This is a genomic window from Arthrobacter sp. CMU6 (genome assembly GCF_059090205.1).
The window spans coordinates 1-13,325 of sequence record NZ_JBNHFL010000031.1; the positions used below are offsets into that span (position 1 = coordinate 1).

Genomic DNA, 13,325 nt, shown 5'->3' on the forward strand with positions numbered 1-13,325 from the left:
ACGAAGCTCAACGGCTTGAGCCCGATACAATACCGAAGCCAGGCCCTTGCAGCCTAGGCCTTACTAACCAGGTCCAACTATCGGGGACCAGTTCATTTGGTCTCTTCTCGCCGAACGCTTCCTCACTCGTTGAGGAAGCGTTCGGCCTGAAGCGACAAGATCTGAGGGAGCGTCAACTGCCGTAGTGCACCACGATGGTCCGGCGGGGCGTGCTGCTGGGGAAGCCGTCGCCGTCGTCCGAATAGGCCACGGTGCTCACGCGCACTCCGTAAAGGTCCGACAGCTGCGCGTCGGTCAGGAGTTCCGCGGCAGCGCCGGTCCGCACACCGGACCGCCCCAGCAGGACCACGCGGTCGGCGAGGTGCAGGGCGTGGTCGGGATGGTGGGTGCTGAGGAGCAGGGCCATTCCGTCCGCCATCAGTTCGCGCAGCAGCGTCAGGACGCGGGCCTGGTTCTTGAGGTCGAGGCCGGTGGCGGGCTCGTCCAGCACCAGGACGGGCGAGCCGGCGGCAATGGCCCGGGCGATCAGGACCAGCTGCTGCTCGCCGCCGCTGAGAGTGGGGAAACGCCGGTCCCACAGTCCGGCCGCGCCGACCCGCTCCATCGCCTCCAGCGCTGCCGCATGGTCGGAGGGCCCGGGGGTCCGGAACACTCCAATGTGCCGGGCGCGCCCCATCAGGACCATGTCCAGTGCCCGGTAGGCAAAGGCGCTGCCGTGCGCCTGCGGGACGTAGCCGGCGCTCTCGCTCAGCCGGACCGTTCCCTCCTGTGGGTCCAGCAGTCCCGCGGCACAGCGCACCAGCGTGGTCTTGCCGCTGCCGTTTGGGCCCAGTACGGCGGTGGCCGTTCCCGGCGGGACGCGGAAGCTGACGCCGCGGAACACCCAGTCCCGGGGCGAATAGCCGAAGCCCACGCCGTCGAGTTCAAGCACTGTCCCAGACCTTCTCGCGGTTTCGGCGCAGGAGCAGGAAAAAGACCGGTGCGCCGATCAGGGCCGTGAGGACGCCGAGCGGGATCTCTCCGGCGGTGGCTGTGCGGGCGATGGTGTCCACCAGGACGATGTAGGCGCCACCCAGCAGGAAGGACACGGGCAGCAGGACACGGTGGTCCGGGCCCACCCACATCCGGGCAAGGTGGGGGATCACCAGGCCAACCCAGCTGACGGCGCCACTGACCGCCACCGCACCGGCCACGATCAGTGCCACGGACACGAGCACCACCCACCGGAGCGGGCGCGGGCGCACGCCCAGAGCCGCCGCGTCCTCGTCGCCGAGTGACAGCACGTTGATCCGCCAGCGCAGGGCCACGAGGACGGCGGCTCCGCCCAGGACCGGTATGAGGGCCACCGCCACTTTGGCGAAGGTGGCCGTGGACACGCTGCCCAGCAGCCAGAAGACGATGGCGGGCAGTGTGGTGTTGGGGTCCGCAATGTAGGTCACCAGGGAAACCAGGGCGGAGAAGAAGGACCCCGTGACCACGCCGCCGAGCACGATCATGAGCATCGGCGTCCCCGCACGGCCCGAGGTGATCAGGAACAGGGTTCCGAGGGCCAGCAGCCCGCACGCGAAGGAGCCGCCCACCAGGAGGAACGGGCCCAGGCCGAGCAGCAGCGCCAGGGCACCGCCGAAGGACGCGCCGGCGGAGACGCCGATGATCTCGGGGCTGACCAGGGGGTTGCGGAAAATGGCCTGCAGCGCTGCGCCGCCGATGGCCAGGCCGCCGCCCACCAGCAGTGCGAGCAGCACCCGCGGCAGCCGCACCAGTAGGACAACATTTTGTTCGGTGGCGCTCGCGTGAACCGGGACCGGCGCGAGCTGTGCGGTCAGGATTTGGACCACGTGGTCCAGCGGCACGTTGTAGCGTCCCAGCGCCAGTGCCACCACCGCCACCGCGGCAAGGAAACAGGCAGAAAGGGCAATGGGTACGACGACGGCGGGTTCCCGCCGTCGTTCTGTCGCCTTTCGTTCGCCCGCCTCAGCCGCGGCAGACGGCGGGCCTGCCCGCGGCATTGCCGGGTGCGCCGGCCGGTGCCGGGATCCAGCCGGACCCTGCTTGTCCGGACCTTGGCCGCCGGGGCGCCGCTTTCGCAGGCGCAGGAAACCGGTCTCCTCAAGCATTGAACTGACTGTAGTTGGCGGATTGCCCGTTCTCCGCGGTCCAGAGGATCTGGTCCAGTTCACGGTCCGTGAGTTCGTGGTTGTACAGGAACCTGAAGTAGTCGGTCGCCTTGTCCCGCACCGTCGACTTCTGCTGCGGGAAGGCGATGTCGCCCAGCCAGTGCCACATCAGCGGCGACTCCTGCCCGGGCGGATCCCAGCGGTAACCGCCCAGCGGGACCTTGTACACGCGCTTCGCACGGACCGCGGCCACGTTCTGCCACACCGGGTCCGAGTAGATGTCCCGCGGCATGGCGGCGTCGAAGTTGCCCAGCAGGATGACCTCGGGGTCCCAGCGCAGCACCTGCTCGATGTCCACGCCCACCATGCCGGCCCCGGTCAGCGGATCCTTGCCGGTGGGCGGGTTGGAGCCGCCCACCAGCTTGATGTAGAAGTCGTTGTAGCTGTTGGCGCCGGCGACCTTGAGCCCGCCTGTGAAGCGGTTGAAATACAGGATACTCGGGCCCTTGGACGCGCGCCCTGCCGCCAGGGACTTGACCTCGTCAAGTTCCCCGTCGCTGCGGGTCTTGAGCTCTGTGGCCCGTTCGGGCTTGCCGAGCATGGCGGCGAACATGGTGACCCAGGTATCCACATCCTCCTGCGTGCCGGAGTTTTTCAGCCCCAGCACCTGCAGCCCGGCCTTCTCCAGGGGCTCGACGAGCTCCCCGTCCGACCACTGGACCACCACGTCCGGGTTGAGGGCCCGAACGCTCTCAACGTTGGCGGTGAAGTCCTGGGTGGCGATGTCGTGCGGGAGGTCCAGGGCGGCGGGAAACATGGCGCCCATGATGCCGTCGCGCATGGCCACCCAGGAGGCCTTGTGCATGGCCGCGAGATGGTCGGCGCTGCGGTCAACGGCTACCAGCAGGGACGCCGACGGCATGGGGATGGTCACCACCCGGGCCACGGGCCGGGCAAAGGACAGGGTCTTGCCGCGCTGGTCCGTGAGGCTGATGCTGTTGGTGCTGCCCGGAGGGGACGACGGCGGGGCGGTGCCGGATGCGCCGCATCCTGCCAGCAGGGCGGCGGAGCCGCCTGCCATGAACACCTGTAGGGCGGCGCGGCGGTTGAGGTCTGCAGCTGTCATCGTTGACTCCCTGCGAGTGGGTCCTCACAGCATCCGCTTCGAGGGCAGGGCTGTCAACGCCCTGCCCGCCTTACCGAAGGGGAAGGGCTGCGGGCCGTCCCTTGTCCGGGCCATGGCCCGGTGCTACTTTCAGAGGACGCTCGCAGAAGGTGGCCACGGGATGGTTATCGATGGTGCCCAGTTGTTTGTCCGCTATGCCTATCCGCCCAATTCGCGGGGCAGCTGCGGGCCGCCGGACAGTGACGCCCTGCTGCAGTACGGGCAGTCCGGGGTCACCGACCAGGGGCTCCGCGAACTGGCCAGGGGTTTTGCCGGTGCCTGGCCCTACCTCGAACTGATTGCGGGATCACACGGCATTGCCGACCCGCTGGACGCCCGTGTGGTGGAGGCTTACTGGGTGGGCAACAGCCTGCTGGATTCCGTCGGCATCACGAACATCGGCAATTCCATGGAGGATCGGTTCCGGGCGCGCACCGGCCGGCAGTTCCCACATCTGGTGGAAGGCGTGCTGGCGGGCGGCGTCCCGCACCACAGTTTCCACGTGTTCGAGATCTACCCTTGGCTGGGCCTGCTGCGCGACGAACGCCGGCACGCCACCGCGCTGAACGTGCTGGACAGATGCCGGATCCGCTGGGGCCAGGTGCTCGCGATCTCCGGGGATGACGCCGTCGTGCGGTCCCGGCCGCTGGTATGGGACGGCACAGCCCTGGACATCGGCGAACCAGTGGTGGAGTCGGCCAAGTTTGCCGTGAATGGAACCGGTTTCGTGCAGGGCCTGGCCGTGGGCGACGTGGTCTCACTGCACTGGGACTGGGTGTGTGACCGCCTCTCGGCGCACCAGCTCCAGCAGCTGAAGCACTTTACAGCGCGGCACCTTCTGATCGCCAACAGCGGCGTCGAACACCGCGGCGCGGCCATAGCGCTCGAACACTAGCCCCGGCTGCTAAGGCCCCCGATGGCTAAGGCGACTGCGGCGCCGCGCTGTCGGGATGTTCGGGGCTCTTGACGGAGGTGGCATCGCGGGCGGAGGACTCGCCGGTTGGCCTGCCGGCAGGAGATTCGTCGGTTCCTGTGTGCTCGCGCCCAGGCTCCGAACCCTCTTCCTTGATGACGTCCTCGCCCCTGCGCGTGGTGCTGACGCCGACCCCGGCCGGTGCCGGCGCGGCGTCTTCCGGGGTTTCGTCCGCTCCGGGCTGGGCGGGTTCCTTCAGCGGCGGCTCGCTGCCGAAAGCCCGTGCCGTGCCCGGTGCGGTGCCCTGTTCCTTGTCGTCGCGATCAGGCTGGTTTGTGGGTGACATGCTGCCCTCCTTGGGGTGGTTGTGCCGGCCGCCCGTCGGCGGTGTCCGCCGGGCGGCCCATCAGTTCCAGTCCTTCCATGGCCTGTTCGGCGCCCGCGGCGTCCACGCGTTCCAGTGCGAAGCCCATGTGGATCAGAACCCAGGTGCCGGGTTCGAGGGGGCCCTCATCAAGCAGCCCGATGTTGATCTTCCGCTGCACTCCGGCCACGTCGATGAGTGCGAGCTGGCCGCCGTAGCCCTCGAGGAGTTCAACGACCCTGCCGGGTATTCCGAGGCACATGGACAGACACCGCCTTAGCTTGGAGTGGAGGACTGCTGGCCGAGCAGGGACTCGACGGCACCGGCAGCCTCGGACACCGCCGCGGCCACCGCTGGCGAGAGACCGATGCCCTCGGACAGGTCTGCGGGGACACAGCCCACCACAAACGTGGCAGGCAGGCTGCCGCCCATGGACTGCAGCCTGCCGAGCACGGCCGCCGGGTCGATGCCGTGGGGATCGAGCAGGGCCCTACCGTCCAGGTCCGCCGCGCTGACCTGCAGCACACGGATGCTTCCGGGGACCGAGTTCCCGTCCGCGGGCACCGTGTCCACAAGGACCAGGATGTCGACGCCGGCGAGCAGGTCGTAGGCCAGATGCATGCCGCGAATGCCGTAGTCCACCACGCGGGCCCCGGGGTCCAGCGGCTGCGGGTGGGCGGCGAGGTGCCGGGCCACCTCTGGGCCGAAGCCGTCGTCGTGCAGGAACATGTTCCCGACGCCGGCCACGAGGATGCGGCCCGTGCGCTCGCCGGAGCCTTGCCGGGCTGTCCCTGCGCTGCCGACGGCGGTCACATCCGCCGCACTTTCATGTACCGCCGGATATCCGGAACTGCGCGGATCCCGGCGTAGATGCCCCAGAGGGCCATCGCCGCCAGCACGGAAACAGTGGCCATTCCTATTGCCTTCATTGCGGGTTTTCCTTTCCCTCCAGCGGTTCCAGTTCGTCGGGCGCGTAGTAGAAGGACCGGCTGTAGCCCTCATGGAGGTCGGCCGCCGGATCCTGCTCAAGGACGAGCCCGACGTGGGTGCTGCCGTCGACGTCGAAGTGCACGCTGGTGACCCGCCCGGTCTGACCGCCGAAGAACAGGTCCTGCGCGTCGGCGCGCCGCTTCGGGTGCACGCGCACGCGGCTGCCGCGCGCCACTGCGACGCCGTCAATCATGACGGCGTCCTCGTCCGGCCGGACGCTGGCCTCCGCCGCAGGATTCCACCAGGGAACGTCCTGACCGGCTGCGGTCCATGCGTCGGCGGGATCCGCGGCGAAGCCGTATGGGTTCCGCAGGGCGCCGTGCAGCTGCTGGAGGTCCTCCGGCGACATCGCCTCGCAACGGTCGATAACCGCCGCGGCCCGCGGATCCGTCGACCGCGCCTCGGCTTTCTCCTCGTCGGTCAGCGCCAGCACCCGCAGGGTGAGGATCTCGTCGATCTCTGTGGAGTCGTACAGTGCGACCGAACTTTCCGGGGCGACGGCGGGGTGGTCGTAGAGAATGATGGGCGAGATCAGCAGCACGTCGGTCTGGCCTTCGGGGCCGGCCAGCACGGGCCAGCAGCGGTGCTGCGAACACAGCCCTGCCGAGGACTGTGCCCATGCCGGCGGGTCGAGCAGCGAGACGAAATCCCCGTCCCGCACGGCGAGCAGCAGGTGCGCGCCGATGAAGGAGACCGCGGTGGCATCGTGCCGGTTTCCGGCCCCCGGGAGGGGCCGGGCCGTGTTGGCCGCGGCGATGCTGAGCCGCAGGAGGCCGGGGGAATCTTCGGTGGCCTGTATCCGCAGTTCGCCTTGGAGCGCACGACGCCGGCGCACCAGCCGGCCTGCCGGCCTCCCGGCGTCGTTCTTGAGTTCTTCGACGTCGAGTCCCTCCGGGACTTCCACGGGCAGGACCTGTCCGGCCCGGAGCTGGGCGACGGAGAACGGCCCGAACGTCGCCTCCTGCTCAACGGCCTCGTCCCAGCTCAGCCAGTTCGCGCTGCCCACGGTGAGGCTGTCAGCGGGAGTGAAGCCGCCGTCGTCCGCTTTTTCGACCGCCCGCGACTGCAGCTGCAGGAAGCGGAAGTGGATTTCAAGCCTGGCCTGGGCCCCCGGGGCAAGCAGGCAGTCGGCGGACATGGACGGTTCCTCCCCGTAACCGTCATCCGCGGCGCCCGGGGGACCTAGGATCCCGAACTGCCAGCGGGATTGGTTCTTCTGGGCGGAGGCACGGTAGGGGTAGAGCAGGTAGCCCTCGTAGAGGACGGCATCGGCGACGGCCCGGGCAAGGGCCAGGCTGGTGTTCATGGCCGCTCCCCGGACACATCGGCGGTGGCCTGGACGAGCAGCTTCTCCACCGTGGCTTCCCAGGACGTGAGGCCCCGGGAGGACCTGTACTGGGCGAGTGCTGCCACGACGTCGCGGTCCAGGCGGATCCATCCGGCGTTGGGGAAATACTGGTCCATCAGGCTGCGCCAGGCGGCGACGGGCAGCCGGTAGGACGCCTCAAGGTCCCATGGCACCTGTTCCACGGTGAAACCCGTCTGCCCCCGGGTGAACACCGTGCCGGAGAACAGCAGCTCCAGCGGTATCTCGCCCTCGTGCAGGGCATGGAGGTATTTGGCTGCGGCAACGTCGAAATCAAACGTGCAGGGCAGCGGGAGGTCCACCTCGGTGCTGCCCGTGAAACCCTGCACCATGGTGCTGCATTGCATCCAGACGAAGGACTTGAGGGTGGTGGGCCAGCGCCCGCGGCCGCCGAAGAGGTCCAGCAGGCCGGTCTCCTCCTCGGGGGCGTAGCCGCGGCGCTGCGGCAGGATCCGGACCTGGCAGCGCAGCGCCACCGCGTGCACCACGGCACCGGTGCCTTCCGCTACCTGCAGCCTGGCCGTCAGTTGCGGGGCGGCTGCGTAGGGTTCGGGCCGGATCTCCAGCACGGCGAAGGACAGTTCGGTCACCGGAAGCCTCCCGTGCCGGACGTCCTGCTGGACACCCTGCTGGACGTTGCGCTGCCGGATTCCCCGCTGCCGGGGTCTGCCGGTGCCGGAACACTGCGGCGGGTGATCCGGTCGAAGAAAGCGGTGAGTTCATCGCGCGCCTCCTGGCCGCCGTCGAACCCCCGCCAGAGGCGGCGCAGCCGGCCCACCAGCTCGTAGCAGGCGTCCACCGGAACGAGATGGCAGTCCGCGACCGGCCTGCCCGGACCCGGGCCGCGGATCAGCAGCGCCTCGGTGTCCGGCGCTGCGAGGCCGAGGGCAGGGTTGCGGGCCAGCACGCCGTCCCAGGCGGCGAGCGGCAGTTCCGATTCCGTGGCCCCGGCCGGGCCGGGGTAAAACGCCACCGTGCGGCCGAGTTTGGAGCTGCGGAAGAAGAATGCGAGGCCCACCGGAATTTCCAGTTCGTCCCACTGCCCAGGGCCCAGATCGAAGTCCGGGAACGAGAGGTATCTGTCCGGTACCGAGCGGTAGCGCAGGTGGGCGGTCGCGTCGGTGAAGAGGAGGTAGCAGGGCCGGCAGGTGCACATCATCGCGTGGCTCTCCAGGTCCACCACGTGCTGGTGTGCATCGGGAATCGGTTCGCCGCACATTTCGCAGCATTCCCCGGCGGCGGGAGCGGGCCGGTTCGCGGAAATCCGCCGCAGTAAGGCCACCGGCAAGGCGCCGCTGGCCTGTCCGGTCCCCGTGCCGCGCCCTGTACCTCCTCCGCTCTCCATGTTCATTTCAGCGGTCCTGCCCCCGCAGCTCCCTGCAGCTCCGGGGCCATGACGGCAGACGGCGCAGGTGTGGCCACCGCGGCCGCCGGCACGGATACGGTAGCCGGCGCAGATACTGGTGCCGGTGCCTGCACCGGCTCGGCCGATTCGCGGACCGCCTGCAGCCCTGTCGGCGTCACCAGGGGGAGCGCTTGCACCGGCGTCACCTCTGCCGAGGCCACCGGCGCGGGTGAAAGCGCGGGTGAAACCGGCAACGCTGCAGACTGCACGGACACCGTCGGGACCGCCACGGACATCACTCCGTTCCGGACCAGCAGCGGAAGCGGCTCAAGGTGCAGGTTCTTGTCCTCGAGGCACATGCCGGCGCGCCGGACGTCAAAGTGGCCGCGGCAGGTGGGGCAGGTCAGCAGGCCTCCGCCAGCCGGTGCCGCGAGAGCGCGCTGCAGCACGGCGCCGGCCATCGAGCCGGTGCAGCGGGGGCAGTAGTCGCGGTACGCGTAGATGTCCTGCCCGGTACGGCAGGCCAGCACCGGGTAGCCGCCCACGAGGAAACCTGCCACCTCGCCGGGTTCCAGCCCGGCGACCTCCGGTACGGGTTCCCACGTGCCGCCGGACATGTCGTGCCAGGATTCCGCGGGCGTGCCGCCCGCCGGATTGTTTACCCGGACCAGCAGCGAGTCCACCGGAATCAGCGCCGGTGCACCCGGCTGCTTTTCCGCCTCGACGACGTCGATGGCCGTCACTTCGGGCGCTGCGTTCTGGATGGCCTCCTCAACGGCGTACTTGAGGGTGACGGACGACGACGGGCAGCCCTGGCAAGTGCCCAGCAGCTTGAGCCGCACCACGCCGTCGGGGCTGACGCCCTCCAGTTCCACGTCGCCGCCGTGGGAGCCCAGGTAGGGCCGGACGCTGTCCAGTGCCGCCGCCACGCGTGCCTCCATCGACTGAGGGTGCAGCCCGTGGATGACCAGGAGGCCGGCCACCAGGCTGTCAGCGGTCAGCGCTTCCAGCGTGTCGTCGTCGAGCTTTCCCTGGGCCTCCAGGATCTCCATGATCCGCTGCAGTCCGGCGCCGTAGAGGTCTGTCACCTGCCGGACCAGGTCCTCGGCACGGCCGCGGGCCACCGCCCCGCCGGCGCCGAGGGCGTCGAGGAGTGTGCCGATTTGGTCACCGTTCTGCAGCGGTGGCCTGTCCCCGCCGAGCATGGCCTACTCGCCGGTCAGCGTCTGGGTGGGGGAGTGCAGCAGGTCCAGCGCCTGCCCGTTGCCCAGGTACATGTGTACACCGCAAGGCAGGCAGGGGTCGAAGCTGCGGACAGTGCGCATGATGTCTATGCCCTTAAAGTGCTCGCGGTCGTTCTCCTCGAAGATCGGCTGCCCCTGAACCGCATCCTCGTAGGGGCCGGCCACGCCATTGGAATCCGTGGGGCTGGCGTTCCAGGGGGTGGGCGGATAGGGGTGGTAGTTGGCGATCTTGCCGTCGCGGATCACCATGTGGTGGGACAGGACCCCGCGGACCGCTTCGGTGAAGCCGCAGCCGATGCCTTCCTCGGGGACCTCGAAGGTTTCCCACGTCTTGGTGCGCCCGGCCCGGATTTCCTCTAGGGCCTTTTCCGCGAAGTGCAGCGCGGCCGCCGCGGCGTAGGCCTGGAAGTAGGTGCGCGCCCGGTTGCGCTCCAGCGTGTTGCTCCACTGCGGGATGTTCCACTCGAAGGTGACGGGTCCCTTCAGCGCGGTTTTCGGCAGGTTGATCTGGACACTCCTGCCGGTGGCCTTGATGTAGCCGATGTCCACGAGTCCGGCGAGCGCCGTGGCCCAGAGCCGTGCCAGCGGGCCGCCGCCGGTGTCCAGGGCGAGGTTGTCCTGGCCGTCGAACCAGCGCGGGGACATGACCCAGCTGTACTTGTCCGAAAGGTCGCGTTTCTGGGGCCGCGGGTTGGTGTGCTGGTTCCAGGGGTGCCTGCGGTCCACGGGGTTGCCCAGGGGATCGTGGGTGACGAACATTTCCTGGTCTTCCCAGTCCTCGTAGTACGAGGAGCCGAGCATGATCCGCAGGCCCAGGTTGATCCGCACCAGGTCGGTGGTGACCAGCTGGCCGTCCACCACCACGCCCGGGGTGACGAACATCTTCCGGCCCCACTCGGTCATGTCCTTGTACTCGAAGTTGCAGTAGTCGGGGTCCTGCAGCGATCCCCAGCAGCCCAGCAGCGTGCGCCGCAGCCCCACCTGTTCGTAGCCCGGCAGCGCCTCGTAGAAGAAGTCGAACAGGTCATCGTGCATCGGGACGACCTTTTTCATGAACTCGACGTAGCGCATGAGCCGGGTGATGTAGTCCGTCATCAGCTGGATGGTGGCCACCGTCCCCACCCCGCCCGGATAGAGCGTGGAGGGGTGCACGTGGCGGCCCTCCATGAGGCAGAACATTTCGCGGGTGAGGCGACTGACCTGCAGTGCTTCGCGGTAGAACTCACCGGTGAAGGGATTCAACGAGCGCATTATGTCGGCTATGGTGCGGTAGCCGTGGTCGGCCTCGTGCGGGGCCCTGGTGTTCTCGGCCTTGGCCAGGACACCGGGGTTGGTCTCGGAGACCATCTTTTCGCAGTAGTCCACGCCCACCAGGTTTTCCTGGAAGATGTTGTGGTCGAACATGTACTCGGCGGCTTCGCCCATGTTGACGATCCATTCGCCCAGGCTCGGGGGCTTGACGCCGTAGGCCATGTTTTGCGTATAGCAGGAGCAGGTGGCGTGGTTGTCGCCGCAGATCCCGCAGATGCGGCTGGTGATGAAGTGGGCGTCCCTCGGGTCCTTGCCTTTCATGAAGAGGGAATAGCCGCGGAAGATCGAGGAAGTGCTCTTGCATTCCACGACCTGGTTGTTCTCGAAATCGATCTTGGTGTAGATGCCGAGGCTGCCGACGATCCTGGTGATGGGGTCCCAGTTCATCTCCACCAGGTTGTTGTTGCCCGTTCCGCTTCCGGAACCCATGGGAATTGTGGACGTCATTGTCTTCGCCTGTCTGGAAGTGGGTGGGTTACCAGGTGCGCCGGGCCCCGGTGAGGAGCTCGGGTCCGGGCCGGCGCCACTTGGGCTCCTGGTCCAGCGTGTGCGTCGTGATGCCCCTCAGGGTCCGGATGGCGGAGCCGTAGGGCCGGATGGTGCTGGTGGAAAGCTTTCCGCCGGGAGGCTCATCCATGAAGGGCATGAACTTGTCCGGGAAGCCCGGCATGGTGCAGCCGATGCAGATGCCGCCGACGTTGGGGCAACCGCCGATGCCGTTCATCCAGCCGCGCTTGGGCACGTTGCACTTCACCACGGGACCCCAGCAGCCGAGCTTGACGATGCACTTGGGGGAACCGTACTCGGTGGCGAAGTCACCCTGCTCGTAGTAGCCGGCCCGGTCGCAGCCCTCGTGGACCGTCTTGCCGAACAGCCAGGTGGGACGCAGTGCCTCGTCCAGGGGAATCATCGGTGCCTGGCCGGTGGCCTGGTACAGCAGGTACGTCATGGTTTCGGAGAGGTTGTCAGGCTGGATCGGGCATCCGGGCACGCACACAATGGGAATGCCTGCCTTGGACTTCCAGTCGTAGCCGAGGTAGTCCGGCACGCCCATGGCACCGGTCGGATTGCCCGCCATAGCGTGGATGCCGCCGTAGGTGGCGCAGGTTCCGGCGGCGATGATGGCGGTGGCCTTCGGAGCCAGGCGGTCCAGCCATTCGCTGGTGGTAATCGGCTGGCCGGTCTCCAGGTCGTTGCCGAACCCGCACCAGTAGCCGCCGGGGTCGTGGAGTTTCTCGTTGGGGATGGATCCCTCGACCACCAGCACGAACGGTTCCAGTTCGCCCCGGTCCGCCTTGCGGAACCATTCCAGGAAATCGTCGGCCCCCTCCTGCGGGCCGCATTCGAAGTCGATCAGCGGCCAGTGCATGGCGATCTTCGGCAGGCCGGGCAGCGCCCCGAGGGCGATCTCCTCGACGCTCGGCTGGGTGGCCGCGGTCAGCGCCACCGAGTCGCCGTCACAACTGAGCCCTGCGTTGATCCACAGCACGTGGATGAGGGCTTCTTCGGCCTTAAGGGAAGTTTCCGTAGGCATCGTTGCCTCTTTCAGTGGCCCCTTGCGGAGCTCAGTGTGCTTCTGTCAGGGAGCCGGCCAGGGGTTCTGGCCGGGCTGCCCCGGGGGTTGGCGCCGCCGCCGGGGAGGCGGCGCCGTCGAGCCAGCCGTACCAGCCGGCGAGGCCTTCGCCGGTGGTGGCGGACAACGTGAGGAATTCGGCCCGCGGATTGATCTGCCGGATGCGGCGCAGGCACTCGTCGACGTTGAATTCGACGTAGGGGAGCAGGTCCGACTTGTTGACGATCACGAGGTCGGCTGCCATGAACATGTGCGGGTATTTCTGGGGTTTGTCATCACCTTCCGTTACCGAGACGATCACCACCTTGGCTGTTTCGCCGAGGTCAAAAAGCGCGGGGCAGACGAGGTTGCCCACATTTTCGATGAAGACCGTGGAACCCGGCTCCGGGGACAGCGCATCGAGGCCGTGCCGCAGCATGTCGGCGTCGAGATGGCAGCCGGCCCCGGTGTTGATCTGGATGACCGGTCGCCCGGTGGCGCGGATGCGGTCAGCGTCGAGGGACGTCTCCTGGTCCCCTTCGATGACGCCTGCCTTCAGGCGCCCGCCGAGTTCGGCCAGGGTGCGGACCAAGAGGGTGGTCTTGCCGGCACCGGGTGAACTCATGACATTGAAGGCGCGGACTCCGCGGCCGGCGAGCCAGCCGCGGTTGGTGGCGGCCAGCAGGTCGTTCTTGGCCAGCAGGTTCTGTTCGAGCACGACGGTCTCCGTGCCCGGTGCCGCATGGTGGTGCCCGTCCGAGTGCCCGGGGTGGTGGTCATGGGAGTCGGCATGGACGTGGGTGTGCGCATGGGAGTCCGGGTGCTCGTGGGTGTAGGTGCGCCCGTGCTCATCTGTGTGGCTGTGCTGGTGGCCGGGGCCGGGTGCCTGCAGTTCGCCTGCGAGATTTGAAATGCGGGTTCCGGCCTCGTCGCCGCAACCGCATGTTGTACACATGTC

General features: G+C 68.2%; 15 protein-coding genes. 1 reads left to right on the plus strand and 14 read right to left on the minus strand.

Annotated features, from left to right (window positions below; translation table 11 throughout):
* Positions 1–172: 172 nt before the first annotated feature.
* The 3 genes from AC5RWD_RS18830 to AC5RWD_RS18840 are packed head-to-tail and all read right to left on the minus strand — an operon-like array spanning position 173 to position 3,243.
* A complete protein-coding gene (locus AC5RWD_RS18830; RefSeq protein WP_494021469.1) occupies positions 173–931 on the minus strand; it encodes an ABC transporter ATP-binding protein in 759 nt (252 codons plus the stop codon).
* Positions 924–2,117 carry a FecCD family ABC transporter permease gene (locus AC5RWD_RS18835; RefSeq protein WP_494021470.1) on the minus strand — a complete coding sequence of 398 codons (1,194 nt, stop codon included), beginning with the start codon at positions 2,115–2,117 and terminating at the stop codon, positions 924–926. Before AC5RWD_RS18835 ends, AC5RWD_RS18830 begins: the two co-directional genes overlap by 8 nt.
* Positions 2,110–3,243, minus strand: coding sequence for an ABC transporter substrate-binding protein (locus AC5RWD_RS18840; protein ID WP_494021471.1), 1,134 nt, complete (start codon positions 3,241–3,243; stop codon positions 2,110–2,112). The genes AC5RWD_RS18835 and AC5RWD_RS18840 overlap by 8 nt, the downstream gene beginning before the upstream one ends.
* 160 nt (positions 3,244–3,403) lie before the next feature.
* Here AC5RWD_RS18840 and AC5RWD_RS18845 point away from each other — a divergent pair, with 160 nt between their 5' ends.
* Entirely contained in the window at positions 3,404–4,177 is a 774-nt protein-coding gene (locus AC5RWD_RS18845) for a DUF6390 family protein (RefSeq protein WP_494021472.1), read from the plus strand.
* Between the two features lie 25 nt (positions 4,178–4,202).
* Here the strand turns inward: AC5RWD_RS18845 and AC5RWD_RS18850 are convergent, their stop codons facing one another.
* From AC5RWD_RS18850 to hypB, 11 genes are read right to left on the minus strand one after another with little or no spacing between them, the layout of a single operon-like run.
* On the minus strand, positions 4,203–4,541 hold the full coding sequence (locus AC5RWD_RS18850; RefSeq protein ID WP_494021473.1) for a hypothetical protein: 339 nt from the start codon (positions 4,539–4,541) through the stop codon (positions 4,203–4,205).
* Positions 4,519–4,821: a HypC/HybG/HupF family hydrogenase formation chaperone gene (locus AC5RWD_RS18855; RefSeq protein ID WP_494021474.1), complete on the minus strand. Its 303-nt coding sequence runs from the start codon at positions 4,819–4,821 to the stop codon at positions 4,519–4,521. The genes AC5RWD_RS18850 and AC5RWD_RS18855 overlap by 23 nt, the downstream gene beginning before the upstream one ends.
* Positions 4,822–4,835: 14 nt before the next feature.
* Positions 4,836–5,372, minus strand: a complete 537-nt coding sequence (locus AC5RWD_RS18860; RefSeq protein ID WP_494021475.1) for a hydrogenase maturation protease — start codon at positions 5,370–5,372, stop codon at positions 4,836–4,838.
* Entirely contained in the window at positions 5,369–5,488 is a 120-nt protein-coding gene (locus AC5RWD_RS18865) for a DUF6893 family small protein (protein ID WP_373460082.1), read from the minus strand. Before AC5RWD_RS18865 ends, AC5RWD_RS18860 begins: the two co-directional genes overlap by 4 nt.
* Complete coding sequence (locus AC5RWD_RS18870) at positions 5,485–6,855, minus strand: hypothetical protein (protein ID WP_494021476.1); 1,371 nt, start codon at positions 6,853–6,855, stop codon at positions 5,485–5,487. Before AC5RWD_RS18870 ends, AC5RWD_RS18865 begins: the two co-directional genes overlap by 4 nt.
* Entirely contained in the window at positions 6,852–7,505 is a 654-nt protein-coding gene (locus tag AC5RWD_RS18875; RefSeq protein ID WP_494021477.1) for a DUF6084 family protein, read from the minus strand. Before AC5RWD_RS18875 ends, AC5RWD_RS18870 begins: the two co-directional genes overlap by 4 nt.
* A complete protein-coding gene (locus AC5RWD_RS18880; protein ID WP_494021478.1) occupies positions 7,502–8,266 on the minus strand; it encodes a DUF5947 family protein in 765 nt (254 codons plus the stop codon). The genes AC5RWD_RS18875 and AC5RWD_RS18880 overlap by 4 nt, the downstream gene beginning before the upstream one ends.
* On the minus strand, positions 8,263–9,465 hold the full coding sequence (locus tag AC5RWD_RS18885; protein ID WP_494021479.1) for a NifU family protein: 1,203 nt from the start codon (positions 9,463–9,465) through the stop codon (positions 8,263–8,265). Before AC5RWD_RS18885 ends, AC5RWD_RS18880 begins: the two co-directional genes overlap by 4 nt.
* Before the next feature lie 3 nt (positions 9,466–9,468).
* Positions 9,469–11,262 carry a nickel-dependent hydrogenase large subunit gene (locus AC5RWD_RS18890; RefSeq protein ID WP_494021480.1) on the minus strand — a complete coding sequence of 598 codons (1,794 nt, stop codon included), beginning with the start codon at positions 11,260–11,262 and terminating at the stop codon, positions 9,469–9,471.
* Positions 11,263–11,290: 28 nt separating this feature from the next.
* Positions 11,291–12,349: an NADH-quinone oxidoreductase subunit B family protein gene (locus AC5RWD_RS18895; protein WP_190604541.1), complete on the minus strand. Its 1,059-nt coding sequence runs from the start codon at positions 12,347–12,349 to the stop codon at positions 11,291–11,293.
* Positions 12,350–12,380: 31 nt separating this feature from the next.
* A complete protein-coding gene (hypB, locus tag AC5RWD_RS18900; protein WP_494021481.1) occupies positions 12,381–13,322 on the minus strand; it encodes a hydrogenase nickel incorporation protein HypB in 942 nt (313 codons plus the stop codon).
* Positions 13,323–13,325 lie beyond the last annotated feature (3 nt).